This window comes from Flaviramulus sp., from assembly GCF_982512915.1.
The window spans coordinates 20,741-39,257 of the sequence record NZ_CEWOCJ010000022.1 but is presented as its reverse complement, the minus strand read 5'-3'; the positions used below and the strand labels follow the sequence as shown (position 1 = coordinate 39,257).

The following is an 18,517-nucleotide window of genomic DNA, read 5'->3' as shown; positions in this document are numbered from 1 at the left end:
ACAGTAAATGCTACTTCACCTTGTACAGGCACTGACACCGCTACTGTAACGGTAATCGAAATTACCGAAACTACTTGGGATGGTACAATTTGGTCAAACGGTGCTCCAACAGCTTCCGTTGAAGCTATTATTGTCGGAAATTACAGTACTGATATAGAAGGTGCTATTTCCGCCAAAAAACTAACTGTGAATTCCGGTGTATTAACCGTGAATTCAGGTAATTTGACTGTTGTAAATGAGCTAATCAACAATGCTGGTCCAACTGCCGTCGTGTTTGAAAATAATGCCAATTTGATTCAGATTGGTCCTGCAACGAATGTGGGTACCGTAACGGTAAAACGCAATAGTTCAACATTGAAACTACTGGATTATACCTTATGGTCATCACCAGTGGGAAATCAAAATTTATTGGCTTTCTCACCAGAGACAGTGATTGACCGTTTTTACAACTATAACACGACTACCAACTTGTACAATGCAGTGCCAAGCCCTGCAACAACGGACTTTGCGGTAGGAAGTGGTTATTTGATTCGTATGCCAAATACGGCTAGTCCAAGTAATCCTACAGCTTACCCAGGTGTATTTACAGGAGTACCAAACAATGGTACTATACCCGTTACTTTAGCAAATAGAGGTGCTGGAATGCGATTCAATTTAGTTGGAAATCCGTATCCATCGCCTATCAGTATGACACAATTTGTTTCAGACAATAGTGCCAATATCACTGGAACTTTGTATTTCTGGAGAAAAAGAAATGGTGTTAACGGAGGTGCTTATTGTACCTGGAACAATGAAACATTTGTTACCAATAACAATAGCAAATCGGTTGATCCTCTAGGAATCATTCAAACAGGACAAGGGTTCTTCGTGGAAGCGAGTAGTGCATCGACAGATTTGACGTTTAATAACGGACAAAGAGTTGCTAATAATGCCGGCCAATTCTTTAAAATGAAACAAGTAGTTGAGAATAACAGAATTTGGTTGAATGTCGTAAACGCAACTGGTGATGACTTTGCGCAAATGGCAATAAACTATGTTACGGGTGCTACCCAAAGTTTAGATGCGTTTGACGCGAAATATTTCAACGATGGTACCATCGCCTTAAACTCGGTCCTTGATAATACAGATTATGTTATTCAAGGACGTGCCTTACCATTCGATGGAACAGATGAAGTGCCTTTAAGCTTCAAAACCAATACTGCCGGTAGTTATTCTATAACTATTGACCATGTTGACGGTCTGTTTGCAGGAAGTCAAGACATTATATTAAAGGATAATGTTACGGGAACCGAAACTAATTTGAAAGCAGGGGGGTATGATTTTATTGCCGAAGCAGGAGCGAACAGTTCAAGATTTATACTTAAATATCAAAGAACTTTAGATACTGAAACACCTGTATTTACTAAAGAAAGTGTGCTTATTTATACTAATAAAAAAATAATTCACATCAATTCAGGTGGTATAACTATGAAAAACGTACAGGTGTTTGATATGAGTGGTCGATTAGTATTAAAAAAGGAGAATATTAACAACTCGGAAACTACTATCGATGGTTCAAAATTTTCCCAACAAGTGTTGATTGTTAAAATTACTTCTGACGAAAATAAAGTAGTGAGTAAAAAAGTAGTTAATTAGAAATCCTCTTGGATTAAATTTAATAAAATCAATATTATTTTTAAAACCCTGTTCTATAAATGAACAGGGTTTTTTAATATTTTTATACAAATAATTGAATTAATTAACTTGGTATTTTAATAATCTAATAAAAACACCACACAAGGTAAATTTGATTTGCCTACAATTAAACGCAGAATCGACTTGGTATGTTGGTGTAGATGAAGATGAATTTATTGGTAGTGTAGAAAATACACTAGTATGTAGTTCTCCTGGTGTTGGATACGCTTTAACTGCGATTGTGATGATGCTGATGCAGCGATTAATCAGTTAGCACCCGAATTAGCTGCTGGAGTTGATAATGATTGTATTGGAGATATAGATGAGGGATTAATAACTAAAGTAATTTGGCTAGTATTAATAGATTCAGATTGGGAAAATGCAGGTAACTGAAAAGATAATAATATGCAATGATTATCACCAAGTAAAAGTATTACAATTCCTTAAGGGTTAACTAATTATCCAGTATTCACTGTAGGTCAAGATTTAAAACTTGCATAAGGTTTGGGTTTAACCATTTAAAATAGAGCTAGTTTCATTGTGAGTCCAATGTTGGTAATAACTAATAATGGAACTGTAACTATTGATGGAAGTATGAACTTACAATCGGATAAAACAGGTTCAGCTTAAATATGATCTTGAACACTTTCATTTTTAGTTTGTGTTAGAGTGGAACGCTATATCCCTGCAAAACAAGCTTATCGTCAGTTGAGTTCAATAGTAACTACTAATAACTTTAGTGCTAATAACTGGCAGGAAGATACTCATATTTCAGGATCTATGTCAGGTGCCAATGGCTTTGATGCTATCAATACCGGAAACCCATCCATGTATACTTTTGATAATGATGTGTATAATTATGTAGCTTTAGATAATATAGATGACACAAATTTAAAAACAGGAAAAGGTTATCATATTTTGGTAGGAGATGATAGAACAACCGATTTAACAAATAATAATGCGACAGCATCAGAAACAACCTTAAGCACTATAGGTCCTTTAGTTTCAGAAAACACGGGTTCGAGTACGGTTAATTTTCCTAAGAAAAGCTTTGTTTTTGTTGGTAATCCATTCCAAGCACCGATAAATATGAATAACGTATTAACTACTAATTCCACTAATATTAACAATACGTTTTATTGGGCTTGGGATCTTAAATTTAGGAACCATAGTGGCTTACACCACAATATTTGCAGCTAATGGTGCTGCTAAGGCCGGTGGCGCTAACCAATATTTACAAGCAGTTCAAGCTGGGTGGGTTTATACAGCTGCAAAACGTCCAACAAAACTAAGCTTTACACAAGCCAGTAAAAATAGATCGGTATCGGAAACTACGGTATTTAAAACCACGGCTAAAAAGGCAAGCACAGGTCAGTTGCGTTTAGCTTTATATGAAAGTGCTGCTTTAGCCGCTAATCAATCGGCAGCAGATGGCGTGTTAGTTCTTGTTGATGATAATGGTAATAATGCGGTTGATGTGCCTAAATTCGCTAACCTGGATGAAAATTTTGCAACCAATAACAACGGTTCATTATTGAGTATTGAAACAAGAGCCACACCTGTTCAATATGGAAGAAATACAATTGGAAATCAACCTTAGTTTAAAACAACTTGTCTATACAGTTCAGGAAATATTAATATCTCCTGTTTTATACGAAACTATGGGTTTACTCAATAAATACTAAAAAAATAAACAGCTTAAATTGCAAGTCTTTAAACAGTTTCTAAGCTAAATAACTAATCGGAATTTTTGTTAAAGAAACAGTTCCAATTGAAATATATGAGACGAAACCAGTCATATTATAAATACAATAAAAACGGGTATATTTTATCATAAGTGAAAAAGATTAATGTCAAAATTTGATAATAAATTATTTTTAAAATCGCTTAATCCATAAGTTATAGTTGGACGATCAGGGCTTTCTAGATTCATTTTAACTGCTAATAAAGTAATTGCAAATAAATAAATGGTTCTTGCTTTTTTTTTGATACTGAAACAGTTGTATCTTGAAAGAAAATTATTTTAAATCTGAAAAATATTTCTAGAAATTGATGAAAATAAATTAGTTTATAAAGTCACATTTAAGGTGTAAAAATTACAGAGATATCGACTTCAGTGTCTGATATTTGAAAAAAAAAATGATATACTAAATAATTACTAGAGTGATATTAAAAGCCAACCATAAAAAAAAATAGAATTTTTCTAGCATAAAAAAATAAAAGTTGAAAGTGTTGTTAACAATATAAAATTTTAAGCATTTTTGTTTGGAATACTTTTCATTAATATAAAATTAAGCATTAATTAATGCTTAGTTTGTTTATTTGTTACCTAATTAACTAAATTTCTAAAATATGATGAAAAAAATTACTTTTTTAAGTTTACTTACATGTTTGTTTTTTACAACAACATTATTAGCGCAATCAACCTATTATGTAAAGGTAGGTGGCGATGGATCTGACGGTTTAACGGAAGCAACAGCATTTACTACGATTAATGATGCTGTAAATAATGCCTTAGATGGTGATAAAATAATTATATTAGGTGCGATTAATCAATCTGGACAAGTTTCAATTGAAAAATCTTTAGATTTTGAGGGTTTAAATGATTGCATCGTTACAGCAACAGGTTCATCAAGAATGTACAATATCTCTAATGCAGGGATAGCAGTATCATTTTCAAACATCAGCTTTCAAAATGCCAGTGCAGCTGTTCAAGGATCTGTTGTTAACATAACTCAAAACTCTGATGTTAGTATTACAAACTGTACGTTTAAAAATAATACAACAACATCAGGCAATGGGACTATCTTTGCAGGGGCTACGGGCGTATTAACAATTACAAACTCATTATTTGATGGAAATAGTGCACCAAGAGGTGGGGCTGTTGCAATTGCAACATTAGGACGAAAACTGATTGTACAGGGTAGTACATTTGTAAATAATTCAGCTACAAATGACGGGGGCGCTATGTATTTAGCAGCAAATAATACTGAGAGTAGTATTACAAATACAACTATTTTTAATAATAACGCTGTGAATTCAACGCTAAATCAATCAAAAGGTGGAGGTCTTAGAATTGAAGGTACAAGACCATTTTTAATTCAAAATTCACTTATTTATGGTAATACTGTTACAGATGGCTCTACAGGTACTGCTGATTCAGATATAGGTATTACGCCAGCTACAGTGTTAAGTTTTGTAAATTCAATATCTAAAAAAATTGAACCTGCCTTAGACGGTTCAGATGTGGTCACATTATCTAATATGGCTGCCAACCTTACATCGTCTAACTTAGCTTATGATGCGGCAAGTGGGCTTGTTAAATATACGCTTCCAACTACCGGTGACGACTCCCCAATAGACTTTGGATCTGATGGGAATGATGTTGGTGCTTGGAATTCAGGCTTTACTTTATCTTTAGACAGAGAAGATTTTTTAGCAACTCAATTTACTGTGTTTTTTAATAAAGCTTCAAAAAACTTAGAAGTTTTACATACCATTAATGCGCCTCTTTCTGTAGAGATTTATAATATTATAGGAGCTAAAGTACTAACTGTAGATGAAGTTGCTAGTAAACAATCTATAAATGCAAATGGCTTAAAAGCTGGCATTTATATTCTTTTAGGTAAAACTCCTGAAAAGTTTTTCTCTAAAAAATTCATAGTAAATTAACATCACAGTTTAAAGTGAATACTTTAAAATGACGAACAGGGATCTTAAAAAATCCCTGTTTTTTGTTATAAACCTTGTTTACATGACAATAAATTCAGTTTAAATAATTAAGAATCAATGAAAACTTTCAAAATACTTTTAGTCTTTTTATGCTATGTAGGATCTATATTTTCACAAAATACTAAACCAAATATTATTTTTATAATGACTGATGATCAAAGTTCAATCCCTTTGAGAAACAGTGATGATCAAAATCAATCAAGACCTTTTGGTTTTAATGGTGATAATAAAGTATATACTCCAATTATAGATGATTTAGCATCGAAAGGTATTGTGTTTAACAAGGCATATGTTTCAACCTCTATTTGTACTCCAAGTAGGTATTCTATGTTAACAGGGAAGTATGCAGGCAGGTCAGAAGGCAATAGTTTTATCAGTAGCTTTCCGTTGGGAAAATTAAGTAGAATTGCTAACAATATCGAATTGGAAGAAAACATCACAAATCTTCCTCGCTTATTAAAAACAGTAGGTTATACAACTGCTTTTATTGGTAAATCACACATCATTGACCATGATATTTTAGAGAGATATACGCAAGGTACTGATGGATTTATGGCTTATTCTAAAACAGCAGATCCAAATAATACAACTGTGTCAAACGCCATGAAGTTCAATCATGACAAATGGTCAAATCGTATGAAAGAATTTGGTTTTGATCATGTAAACGCATTCTATCCTGGAAACTTAAGAGAATTATTCAATGATAATTTAAATATTCATAATGTTGAATACAAAAATAAAGCGGTATTAGATTTTATAGAAAACACTAATGAAGAACCATTTTTCATATACTACAGTGAAACCATACCTCATGGTCCAGCACCTTATTGGACAAATAGCAATGGGTATTATGCTGGCTTAGATGCTGATGTTAACCTTACTGCAGAAGGAGTATTAACCCAAGATTACAGTTATTTACCCTCAAGAACCCAAATAAAAAATGAAATTAATGGATTATCTGGCAAAGATCCAAGACATGCTTGGTTGCGTTGGTTTGACCATGCAGTGGGTGCCGTTGTAGAAAAATTAAAAGCAAAAGGTAAATTAGATAATACAATCATTATCATAACGTCTGATCATGGTGATTTTAATAAAGCAAAAGCAACAAATTATGAAGGAGGTACTAAAGTCCCTTTAATGGTTTATTGGCCTAATGGAATTATAAATCCTAGAACTTATAGTGAATTGGTTCAAAACATAGATTTTACAACCACTTTTTTAGATATTGCAGGAGTAAATACTTCAAATATAACGCTTGATGGTAAAAGTTTAAAAAACGTATTAACCACTAATAGTACCGAAGTAATTCACGACTATTTATTTTTCGAAATTGGTTTTTCAAGAGCCATCAGAACCAAAGATTGGAAATACATAACAGTGCGTTATGATGATGCTACAAATACCAAAATTGCTAATGGAGACACGTTTAATGGTCCAAATGGAACTCAAGTCTCTTTGCCTTATTATATTCCCAATACCTCGCTTGGAAGTTTGGGCGCGGCTTCTTATCCTTTATACCATCAAAAAGATCAGTTATTCGATCTAGCAAATGATCCCTATGAAACTACAAACCTATTTGAATTAAATCCTGAAAAGGCAACAGAAATGAGAAATTTACTAAGAAGTAAATTGTTGACATTTCCAAATAGACCTTATCAAGAATTTACAGATACAAGTATCGATTTAACAGTTGCAGCAGTTTCAAATGAACCAACATCCATTATAGGCAAGATACTAGCAGGTTATCAAGGCTGGTTCAATACACCAACAGATGGTTCAAACCGTGGTTGGAATCATTACAGAGGGTCAAGTGGTAAATTTGAGCCTGGCATAACATCAATTGATTTTTGGCCAGATATGAGTGGAGCAGATGCAGATGAAAAATATGCTACATCATTTATTAAAAAAGATGGTGCTGTTGCAACAGTTTTTTCTTCTACGAATGCAAAGACGATCAGTCGTCATTTTAAATGGATGAATGATTATGGAATTGATGGTGTATTTTTTCAACAATTTGCTTCTAATTTAAGGTCAAATACTCCAAATCCAAATGCCAATGATAAATTGGTTCTAGATAACATTATAACTGCAGCAAAAGCCAATAACAATAGATTGGTAAGTGTTATGTTCGATTTATCTAATGCAAATGCAACAGGAACCATGGTTAATGATATTAAAACCTATTGGCAACAACTCGTAACAGAACATGGATTAAATGACAACACCAACAAACACTTAGTAACCTACAATCAAAAACCTATAGTGGCCATTTGGGGTGTTGGTTTTAATAGAACTGATAATTATACTTTAGATGATATACAAGAGTTGATTACTTATTTTAAAAATGACCCAATTTATGGTGGATGTTCTGTTTTATTAGGTGTTCCTAGAAGTTGGAGAACCTTAGATAATGATGCGACCTCAAACCCTCAATTACACACCGTTATCAAAACTGCAGACATTGTGCACCCTTGGACGGTAGGAAGATATTCCAACTTAACTTCAGCAGACTCCCACAAAAGCATTATTGCTGCAGACAAAGCATGGTGTGATGCCCAAAACTTACTATACATGCCTGTAGTTTTTCCTGGTTTTAGCTGGCAAAATTTAAAAAAAAATCAAGGAGTATTCTCAGAATTAAACAGCATTCCGCGTTTAAAAGGCGATTTTTTATGGCGACAATTTTACAATGCAATTGATGAGAATGTTGAAACGATTTATGTAGCCATGTTTGATGAAATGGACGAAGGTACTTGTATTTTTAAAGTAGACGACAATCCACCATCAAGTGCATTGACACAGTTTACCAATTATGAAGGTTTACCTAGTGATTATTATTTATGGTTAACAGGTAAAGGAGGTGAAGCTTTAAGAGGAGAAATAGCGCTAACCGTTAATCAACCATCTTATCAAAATTTACCAGAAGTCACTAATTATTACGCAGATGAATTTGGAGATGACACCAATACAGGAACAAGCCCAGGAACCGCTTTTTTAACTGTTCAGAAAGCTTATGCTATTGCAAAAGAAGGAAGTACAATTAATATATCTGGTACTGTAATACATAATTCTAAAATTTTAGTTGAAAAAAGCATGAATTTTATTGGCACAGATAATGCAATAATTTCACCAGATACAAATAAACAAGGTACAGACCGTTTATTTCATATTAGTAAGCCAAATCTTAATGTTTCTTTTTCAGATATTACTTTTAAAGGAAACAAAGAATCATCAATTAATGGTGGAGCAATAAATATGAATGCGAACTCTAATTTAACTTTTACCAATAGTATTTTTGATGATAATTCTACAGGAGGCGTTGACAAGGCTGGGGGAGGTCTTTTTTTTAGTGAAGGAAATATAACTATTACAAACTCAATTTTCAAAAATAATTTAGCTAGAGGAGATGGTGGTGCAATTAGCGGTTCTGGTGACGGAACTTTAACCATAACGGGTTCTTTATTTATAAATAATACAGCAGCAAATATTAATAAAACTGATGGAAATGGAGATAGAGCCAATGGTGGTGCAATCAATATTTTTGGAGATGGTAGAAAAGTAATAATGTCTAAAAATACATTTTATAATAACACAGCAACTTTTCAAGGCGGAGGTTTATATTTTGGAGGTTTAAATGCTACTAGTAATTTAGAAAACATAACTGTTTTTGGTAACAAAGTAATCTTAACATCTGCAGAAGCAGGAGAAGCCGGAGGAATTAAAATTGAAGGTGGTAGAACCTTTGAAATCAAAAATTCTTTAATTTACGGGAATCTTTTAGGTGATACAGTAAACCCAGAATCTGATATAAATATTGCCTCAGGAGTCCAATTAAACTTTATAAATTCATTGTCTGGTGTTTCTAAAGGTTTTGGATTAGATGACACGTATAGCTCCTCTAAAATAAAAGTAGATTTAACTTCTTCTAATTTACGTTTTAATGAAACATCTGGAAAAGTAGAATTTGATATGGCTAATGGAGGAGATGACACACCTATTGATTTTGGATCTGATGGGAATGATGCCGGCGCTTGGGATTCTAATGTGACTTTGTCTGTAGAAAATGAAGATTTATTATCTAAAAAAATATTAATATCCTATAACAGCGAAAGAAAAATTATTAGGCTATTTAATTCAATAACAGAACCTGTATCTATAGAAATATATAATTTATTGGGAAGCCGCATATTAGCATTAAATAATATAGGAAAACAAACCTCTATAAATGCAAATGCATTTAAAAACAGTATATATATCCTAATTGCAAAAGTTAATAGCACGTCCTTTTCAAAGAAATTTATTCTTTATTGATTTTTAATTTAATATGCTTTATTTGCCGTGTATAGATTATTGCAAAAAAGCTTAAAAAAACACGTTTTATGAAAAATAAAAATTGGATTTTAATACTTTTAATTATACCGGTATTCCTTTATTCACAAAATGATGAAATTAGCATCGAAGGTCTTATTTTAGATAATACAGGTTATGGAATACCTTATGCTGCAATTGGTATACCATCTAAGTATATAGGTTCTTCTACAAATGAAGATGGTGTGTTTTTATTTACTCTTTCTAAAAGTAATTTGGTTGATACATTAGAAGTTTCTAGTATTGGTTATAAAACATTTAAAATAAATGTTCAAGATTATATTAACCAAAAAGAAAAGAAAATGGTACTTATTGAAGATATTGTATCCCTTTCTGAAGTTAATATTTTAGCATCAAAGGATTATGTTAAATTAGCTCTAAAAAATTATAAAAAGAATGTAGTAAGCGACATGCATCAGCTAAACGCATTATACCGTAGATTTTCTTCTGAAGCTAATACGTCTAGATTTTTAGTTGAACATTACATCAAGATATTAGATATGAATCCACTCGATCTAGAACTCTATGAAATAGAAGTTGAACAAACTAGAAAATCTGTGGATTATAGATTTATTAAAAAGAAACAAAAATTTCATGCTGTCGAGCTTTTATCTAAAGAACACCCTATAAGACAAGGTTTATACAAAGGCGATTATGTTTGGAAAAAAACAGGAGATAGCTCATACGATGGAGAAGATATTGTTGTTATTGAAGGTGAGAAAAAAGATCAAAGTTCTGGTGGGCACAAGTTCGTTAAATTCTATATAGGTATTGATACCTATAGTATCTATAAAATAGAAAGCTCATTGAAAAATTCTGTTTTTATTTATAAAAAAAATAACGCTGGTAAATTATATTTAAGCTATCACAACAGGGCTTCAGAGAGTAAAGAACCTTTAACACCATATATGCAAAAACTTTTAAAGGTTAATACTAATACTTTAACGGCAACTTGGAGACACGAAGTGATTGTTTTAGGAATAGAAACTGATAGAAAGAAAATAGATGTTGAAAACAACATGGTAAAAGGTTTAGATATGGGCGACTATAATATTCCTTACAACCAAGAATTTTGGTCTAAATTAAATTTACCCCCAGCATCAAAGTTTTATAATAAGTACGCCGAAGAACTGGAGTCTATTTATGGGATCCCATTAAACAAGCAATTTGGCGTTTCTAACTAGCATGCACATAAATTTTTAAACGTCATTAATCTATTTACAGAAAACGTAACTACATGAATAAAGTTTTATTTTATTTTTTTTAAAAGAAAATTTTAAGGAAAAATTAATAAAAAATTAACACTAAACTCTTCATTTGTCTTAAACTTAAACTAAATCAATTATTATGAAAAAAACTAAATGGGGTATTATACTCTTCTTTCTGTTTCCAATATTTATTTTTTCTCAGGAAAAAATTATAACAGGAAAAGTTACAGATGACTCTGGTATACCTTTAATAGGTGTCTCTGTAATACTTAAGGACTCAAGCAAAGGAGCCATAACAGATTTTGATGGACGATATATGTTATCAACTGGAGAAATAGTTAAAGGTGTTCTTGAATTTAGTTATTTAGGGTATGCTACTGAAGATATATTATTTGATGGCAAAACTAATGAAGTAAATGTAACCTTGTCTGAATCTCAAGAACAGCTGGATGAGGTTGTGGTAACTGCATTTGGTGTTGAAAGAGAGCAAAAAACATTAACGTATGCTGCTCAAAAAGTAGATACAGAGTCTTTAACTGAAGCGCAAACACCTAACTTTTTAAATGGTCTAGCAGGAAAAGCTGCAGGTGTGCAAATTGTAAATTCTAGTACACCAACAGGATCTACAAGAGTTGTTATTAGAGGGTTAACCTCTATTACTGGAGACAACCAACCTTTATACATTATTGATGGTATAGCTTTAGACAGCCAACAAGGAGATGGTGGTGTGTCTGTTTGGAACGAAGGAAGCGATATTGATTATGGAAGCCCGCTTTCTAATATCAATCCAAATGACATCGAATCTCTGCAAGTGCTAAAAGGAGCAAATGCAGCTGCTTTATATGGGTCAAGAGCTTCTAACGGGGTTATATTAATAACTACTAAAAAAGGTGCTTCTGATAAAGACGGTAATGCAAATATCTCTTTCAACTCTAATATGTCTTTTGTTTCCAATAGAGAATATCCAGATTATCAATATGCCTATGGTACAGGAGCCTCAGGAAGAATTTCAGGTATTATAAGTAATTTAGATCCTGCAACTGGATTACCAGTTCTAGCATCGCAGCCTAGAGCTTATGGCATGCCTTTTTTGGGTCAAGAAGTACTTGGTTATAACAGCGAGCCAGCTATTTATAAGCCAAATTATAACAATATTAAAGAACTTTATAAAGTAGGTACTGTGTATACTAATGATATTGCTATATCAAAAGGAAACGAACAAGGTTCGTTCCGGTTTGCCTTTCAAAATACTCGTGGAGATCATGTTATGCAACGAATGGAAAATCAAATACGAAATAATTTTACACTCCGTTTTTCTCGAAAAATTTCAAGTAAATTAAGAACAGATGTTACGGCCATATATACCAACCAAAAAGTAAATAACAGATTGTATCAAAATGGTAGTGAAAGAAATCCTGCCAATAATTACATGTATATGAGACCAGATATGTCTCAAGAAAATTTGGTTCCGTATAAGGACTTAAATAATCAGCAATTTATATTTAATGGTCCTTTTAATAACCCTTATTGGAATTTATATGAAAACTCTAATAGAGATGAAACAAATAGCTTGGTGGCTAATGTTAGTTTAAACTGGGAGATTATTAAAGGCTTAAATCTATCAGGTAAAGTAAATGGAGTAGTTGCCAATAGAGTTGATAATCAATTTAATAATATGGGAGCTAATTTTGATCCTGACGGCCTCTATAGAACGTCTAATTCCAATAGACAAAACTGGAATTATGAAGCAATATTAAATTACAAAAAAAAGATAAAAGAATTTAATATTGTTGCTTTAGCTGGGGTTAATCGTTTTGACTTAAGGTTTTCAAATAGTTTAGCAATAATTAATTCTTTAATTGTTAGAGATGTAAAAAGTTTATTAAACTCAGCGGATATTCCAGTTTTAATTGAAAATTCTGATAATAAAAGAGTAAATTCTGTATTTGGTTCGGTTACTTTAGGTTATAAGGATACTTACTTTCTTGATGTAACAGCAAGAAATGATTGGTCGTCTGCATTACCTATAAATAACAACTCATATTTTTACCCTTCTGTAGGTGGTTCTGTTGTATTTTCAGATTGGATTCCAAGAAACGAAATTTTAACTTTTGGTAAAATACGTGCTTCTTACGCACAAGTTGGAAATGACACAAGATCTTTCAGGGTTTTAGATGCTTACAATTTTGGAGGGAATTATAATGGTATTCCACTGTTAGCACTTCAGCAAACAAAAAATAATGCAGAATTAAAACCAGAACTAACCTCTTCTACTGAATTTGGATTTGAAACAAAATTATTTAAAAATAAAATATCATTAAACGCAACTTACTATAAATCAGCTACCAATAATCAAATTATACCTGTTCAAGTTACACCAACTTCAGGTTTTAGTTCTAATATTATTAACGCAGGAGAAATTGAGAATGAAGGATTCGAAGTGTTTTTATCTGCCAAAATATTTGATAACAAATTTAAATGGACTGCAGATTTAAATTGGTCTAACAATAGATCAAATGTAGTTTCTTTAATAGATGGCGTAGAGCGGTTACAATTAAGAAGTTGGTTTAATGTTGGTGTTTTTGCAGAAGTAGGCAAACCTTTTGGAAACATAAGGGGAAATGTACCAGCTACAGACCCAGAAACAGGTGCTACGCTATTACTAAATAATGGGAGAGTTCGTTTTAATTCAGATGGATATTTAGGAAATGCGCAAGCAGATTGGATAGGAAATCTTAGAAATTCTTTTTCTTACAAAGGCCTTAGTTTTAGTTTTTTAATTGATGTAAAAATGGGAGGAGACCTATACTCTGCAACCATGGTAAAAACGATAAATCATGGTATTCATTCTGAAAGTATACCTGGAAGAGAAGATTGGATTTTATCATCTGTAATCTTAAATGAAAATAATGATGAAAGACAGGGTATTGGGTTATTTGGTAATGATTATGTAGATACCGATAGACCAAAAGGTAGAAAATATGATAACGCTGCAATTGGGGTGCAAGATGCTGATGGAAACTGGGTTGCACAAAGAGATGCAGATGGTAACGTAATTTATCAAGATATATGGCTAGACCCCATGCAATATGGGTTTGATGGTTTGAGTGATCAACCAAGATTTGTGTATGATGCGTCATATGTAAAATTACGAGAAGTAGTTTTGGCATATAATATTCCTATGAAAAAATTACAAAAAGTTCCGTTTAAGAGCATGAAAATTTCTGTAGTAGGTAGAGATCTTTGGACAATCTATAGAAACACGCCTCAAGGAATAGATCCAGAAGCTCAAACAACTTCAGGTAATGGACAAGGTATTGAGTACGGCTCTTTTTTACCAACGAGAACAGTTGGACTTAATTTAAAATTAGATTTTTAAAAACAAATACAATGAAAAAACATATATATACTTATAAAATAGCATGCTTATTATTAGCTTTTACAGCCATACTATCATGTACAGAAGGTTTTGAAGATTTAAACAAAGATCCTAATGCCTTTAACACCGCAGAACCCTATACTTTATTTGCAGGAAGTGTAAAAGGTACGCTTGATTTATTTGGTGGAACAATGAATGACCAAATGTACATGATGTACGCTAGTTATTATGGAGGTAAAGGAGGTCAATTTGGAAACTTCTTTTTCAATGAAAATAATTTAGATGTTTGGTGGAGACAGGCCTACATAGACTGTGTAAAAAACAATCAAGAAATTATAGATAAATTTTCTGACAATCCAGATTATACCAATAGAGTTCATATTGCCAAGGTATGGAAAAGTTATATTTACTCTATGCTAGTCTCTACATATGGTGGCGTTCCTTTTGAAGAGGCTTCTAAAGGAATTAACGCCACAAGTTATTCTAGTGAAGAAGAAATTTATACAGAAATTTTGAAATTGCTTAAAGAAGCAGGAGAGCAAATGGATCCAAATGGAGACAAGCTTTTATTAGATCCAATATTTGATGGAAACACAGACTTGTGGATTAAATTTGCTAATAGTTTACGATTAAAAATAGCGCTTAGAATCTCTGAAGGGTTCCCTGATTTGGCTCAACAACACGGCTTAGAGGTTATGCAAAATGAAGATGTACTTATAAGCTCAAATGATGAGAATGTAGTTATGAGATGGGGCTTAGACCAACAAAATTGGTCTTTTAACTATGATAGATATATTTTCCAAACTGTATCACTTGATATTTTACCTCTTGTAAACTTTCATTTTATGCTTAATTTAAAAACCTATCATGACCCTAGGATATTTGCTATCGTTGAACCATCAACAGGCCCAATTACAATTGATGATGAGGTTTTTGAATCGGGTTCTACAACAGTCAAAATTAGAGTTCAATATCAACTTCCTTATTTTGGAAGAGCTTTAGGCGGTAATGGTCTTGTTGACGGATGGGGTTTAAATGAGAATGATAATCTATTAAACGGACTTCGTAATGATAGATTCTGTAGGCCAAACGAGGAATTATTTATGGCACAAGATATGGGCTTTAATGTTATAACCTATTCTGAAATTAATTTTATAAAAGCTGAAGCACAATTAAAAGGTTGGGGAGGTTCACAAACGGCAGAAGAATATTATAATGCTGGTATCGATGCATCTTTTCAACAATATGGGGCTCCAGGCGCAAGAACTTACAGAGAGCAAGATGGTATTAAATGGGGTACCTCTAGTGTTGGCGATAATGGACTGTATAGCATAGTTACAAGCGGTATTTCTGCAGATCCAATAGATAAAATTGTAAGACAACGTTGGTTGGCTAGTTTTAACCAAGGACATGATATTTGGTGTTTACAAAAAAGAACAAGAAAATTACCAATTATTGCACACTTTAGCCCAGATGGAGCTACAGGTTTAGATTGGGCAGAAATCCCAGAAAGAATGGTCTATCCTCCATCATCAGAAAGCGGTTTTAACAACGCAGGTTATACTGCGGCTGTAGCACTATTGGCCAATGGAAACTCGTTAACAAGCCCTTTAAAGATGAACAAACCAATGATTCCAATTGACTACCCTTCTTTAGATGTTGAGTTTTCACGTGATTTTGCCAGAAATTTCTACGGGCCTTCTGAAGATGATTTAATAACAGCAGGAATACCTTACACAAAACTTTAATACAAACGATGATGAAAACAATAAATAAAATATTAGTATTTACGGCGTTTCTCTTAATCTTCTTCTCATGTACAGAAGATAATATAACAAGAGCAGGGGATAGTATGTTCGATTATTATATTCCTAATGTTCTTGTAACCTCAGATTATGTAGTAGGTGCAAAATATAGTCGTTTTGTGAGAAACACAAGAGTAGTTGAAGAACCAAGTATTGGAGTTTATCCTGGAGGCGCAGGAGATCCAGTTGTTTATGAACAGCATGTAAACCAAGCAAAAACTGCTGGAATCGATTTCTTTATTTTTGAAATGAGATCTTCAAATAATCAGGGTCAATACAACCAAGACATCACTTTTATAGATGGTTTACTTTCTGCACCCAATGCAAACGATGTAAACTTTGCCATAAGATATAATTTTGATAATATGAGACTTAAAAATAACAATAGAATAGAAGCTAGAGGTTTGGTTGATAGATTTATTGATGACTTTAAATTAATGATTCCTTATTTTGAAAAACCAAATTACACCAAAGTTGATGGTAAAAATTTAGTGTATGTATCTAACTCTCATAATTTATTCGCTGATGACAATGCTGCTTTATACCAACAAATGAGAACTGAGTTAAGTGCTTTAGGTTTCGAATTATTCATTATAGGGGAACAGCTAGAGTGGACACCTCCATTAAGATTCGATTTTAGGTTTGTTAACGCAGTTGATGCAGTAGCACATAAATCGTATGCCTTAATTAATGTAAATCAGTTTGATCGAAAAGAACAGTTTCATAAGGTAATTGATATCGCTTTTGAATATCATAAAGAAACGTTCGCAAGTGTTAATTTAGAATACATACCTACAGTTTCACCTTCTCAGAATTTTAAATTACAAAATCCAAACCATCCATCTTTTGTTATTGAAAAAGATGCAGCTTGGTTTAGAGATTTTTGTAATGTGGCAAGAAGGGTTTCCGGAAATTCAAAAATTATTTTATTAGACTCATTTAATGATTGGAATTTTGGGACACAAATAGAGTCTGCAGATACTTATGGTGAAGATTACTTGCAAATACTTCGTGAAGAATTTAAGGTGAACTAATTTTTTTATGAAAAAAAAATCAAATTTTTTTTTAGCTATAATTATAACTATTGTATTATATGGCTGCAAAAGCAATACTAAAATCTTAAAGGTTGATAAAAATATCCCTGCTAAAATTAACAATTCTATAGAAGGTAAAATTTTAGCAGGTTATCAAGGTTGGTTTAATGCAATAGGAGATGGTTCTAATTTAGGATGGAAACATTACGCAAATAATAATCAATTTAATTTTGGCAATGCTTCTATAGATTGTTGGCCAGATGTATCTGAATTAGACAAAGATGAATTGTACGAAACTGAATTTACTCATAAAAATGGCAAACCGGCCTATGTATTTAGTTCTGCAAATTCAAAAACAGTAAAGCGTCATTTTAAATGGATGAACGATTATGGAATTGATGGTGTTTTTACACAAAGATTCGTGGTTGGTTTAACTAGAGGTCAAAAAAGAATTGATAATTATAATAAGGTTTTTGATAACTGTTTTATAGCTGCAAAAGACAACAATCGATTATTAAGTTTAATGTATGATCTTTCTGGAACTGATAATACGAATGTTGTAGAAACTACAATTCAAGATTGGAAACAACTCGTAAAAAAATATAAGTTAAATGATCCAACAAATCCTAATATATTAACTTATAAAGGTAAAGCAGTAGTTTCTATTTGGGGGGTAGGTTTCAAAAACAGAAAATACACTTTAGATAATATAAAAGAGCTTATTGATTTCTTTAAAAATGATGCTGAATATGGGAATTGTGTTGTGCTTTTAGGCTTACCAACTGGTTGGCGAGAACTAGAAAGAGATGCAGTAGCGGATACTAAACTGCACGATGTTATAAAAATGGCAGATATTGTTCATCCTTGGACTCCCGGAAGATATAAAACTTTAAAATCTGCTGATAAACACAAAGAAGATTATACTATAAAAGATCAGCAATGGTGTAATGAGAATGGTCTTTTATACATGCCTGTAGTTTTTCCAGGCTTTAGTTGGGCAAATATGAAAAAAGATGCCAGTCTTTTTAATCAAATTCCACGTTTAAAAGGAGAATTTTTATGGAGGCAGTATTACAATGCAATATCATCTAACGTAAAAACCATTTACGTTGCTATGTTTGATGAAATTGATGAGGGGACCTGTATTTTTAAAGTAGATAATAATCCACCTGTAGGAAAAAGTGAGTTTTTAACTTATGAAGGTTTACCATCAGATTATTATTTATGGCAAACAGGACATGCAGGAAAAATGTTGCGAAAAGAAATTCCGTTGTCAAAAACGCTACCTATTTATCCTAATTAAAAACAACCTCTTAA

General features: G+C 32.4%; 12 protein-coding genes. All 12 read left to right on the top strand.

The window, feature by feature from the left end; translation table 11 throughout:
* Positions 1–1,635: T9SS sorting signal type C domain-containing protein (locus AC1XJX_RS11945; protein WP_482004215.1), on the top strand; the 1,635-nt coding region annotated here is incomplete at its 5' end.
* Positions 1,636–1,786: 151 nt separating this feature from the next.
* Entirely contained in the window at positions 1,787–1,948 is a 162-nt protein-coding gene (locus AC1XJX_RS11940) for a hypothetical protein (protein ID WP_482004214.1), read from the top strand.
* The gene (locus AC1XJX_RS11935; protein ID WP_482004216.1) at positions 1,897–2,067 is read left to right on the top strand and encodes a MopE-related protein; all 171 of its coding nucleotides are present in this window, start codon (positions 1,897–1,899) and stop codon (positions 2,065–2,067) included. The genes AC1XJX_RS11940 and AC1XJX_RS11935 overlap by 52 nt, the downstream gene beginning before the upstream one ends.
* A 276-nt stretch (positions 2,068–2,343) precedes the next feature.
* On the top strand, positions 2,344–2,874 hold the full coding sequence (locus AC1XJX_RS11930; protein WP_482004213.1) for a hypothetical protein: 531 nt from the start codon (positions 2,344–2,346) through the stop codon (positions 2,872–2,874).
* Entirely contained in the window at positions 2,846–3,274 is a 429-nt protein-coding gene (locus AC1XJX_RS11925; protein WP_482004212.1) for a hypothetical protein, read from the top strand. The genes AC1XJX_RS11930 and AC1XJX_RS11925 overlap by 29 nt, the downstream gene beginning before the upstream one ends.
* Before the next feature lie 752 nt (positions 3,275–4,026).
* The gene (locus AC1XJX_RS11920) at positions 4,027–5,346 is read left to right on the top strand and encodes a T9SS type A sorting domain-containing protein (protein WP_482004211.1); all 1,320 of its coding nucleotides are present in this window, start codon (positions 4,027–4,029) and stop codon (positions 5,344–5,346) included.
* A 117-nt stretch (positions 5,347–5,463) separates the two neighbouring features.
* The gene (locus AC1XJX_RS11915; RefSeq protein WP_482004210.1) at positions 5,464–9,717 is read left to right on the top strand and encodes a sulfatase-like hydrolase/transferase; all 4,254 of its coding nucleotides are present in this window, start codon (positions 5,464–5,466) and stop codon (positions 9,715–9,717) included.
* A 68-nt stretch (positions 9,718–9,785) separates the two neighbouring features.
* The gene (locus AC1XJX_RS11910) at positions 9,786–10,958 is read left to right on the top strand and encodes a carboxypeptidase-like regulatory domain-containing protein (RefSeq protein ID WP_482004209.1); all 1,173 of its coding nucleotides are present in this window, start codon (positions 9,786–9,788) and stop codon (positions 10,956–10,958) included.
* Positions 10,959–11,121: 163 nt separating this feature from the next.
* Complete coding sequence (locus AC1XJX_RS11905) at positions 11,122–14,361, top strand: SusC/RagA family TonB-linked outer membrane protein (protein ID WP_482004208.1); 3,240 nt, start codon at positions 11,122–11,124, stop codon at positions 14,359–14,361.
* A gap of 11 nt (positions 14,362–14,372) precedes the next feature.
* Positions 14,373–16,109: a SusD/RagB family nutrient-binding outer membrane lipoprotein gene (locus AC1XJX_RS11900; RefSeq protein ID WP_482004207.1), complete on the top strand. Its 1,737-nt coding sequence runs from the start codon at positions 14,373–14,375 to the stop codon at positions 16,107–16,109.
* Between the two features lie 8 nt (positions 16,110–16,117).
* Positions 16,118–17,200: a glycoside hydrolase family 99-like domain-containing protein gene (locus AC1XJX_RS11895; protein WP_482004206.1), complete on the top strand. Its 1,083-nt coding sequence runs from the start codon at positions 16,118–16,120 to the stop codon at positions 17,198–17,200.
* A 7-nt stretch (positions 17,201–17,207) separates the two neighbouring features.
* A complete protein-coding gene (locus AC1XJX_RS11890; RefSeq protein ID WP_482004205.1) occupies positions 17,208–18,503 on the top strand; it encodes a glycoside hydrolase family 99 protein in 1,296 nt (431 codons plus the stop codon).
* Positions 18,504–18,517: the final 14 nt, after the last annotated feature.

Excerpts from the sequence above, each read along its gene's own strand:
- AC1XJX_RS11920 (WP_482004211.1), top strand. The coding sequence starts at position 4,027 with ATGATGAAAAAAATTACTTTTTTAAGTTTACTTACATGTTTGTTTTTT.
- AC1XJX_RS11915 (WP_482004210.1), top strand. The coding sequence starts at position 5,464 with ATGAAAACTTTCAAAATACTTTTAGTCTTTTTATGCTATGTAGGATCT.
- AC1XJX_RS11910 (WP_482004209.1), top strand. The coding sequence starts at position 9,786 with ATGAAAAATAAAAATTGGATTTTAATACTTTTAATTATACCGGTATTC.
- AC1XJX_RS11905 (WP_482004208.1), top strand. The coding sequence starts at position 11,122 with ATGAAAAAAACTAAATGGGGTATTATACTCTTCTTTCTGTTTCCAATA.
- AC1XJX_RS11900 (WP_482004207.1), top strand. The coding sequence starts at position 14,373 with ATGAAAAAACATATATATACTTATAAAATAGCATGCTTATTATTAGCT.
- AC1XJX_RS11895 (WP_482004206.1), top strand. The coding sequence starts at position 16,118 with ATGATGAAAACAATAAATAAAATATTAGTATTTACGGCGTTTCTCTTA.
- AC1XJX_RS11890 (WP_482004205.1), top strand. The coding sequence starts at position 17,208 with ATGAAAAAAAAATCAAATTTTTTTTTAGCTATAATTATAACTATTGTA.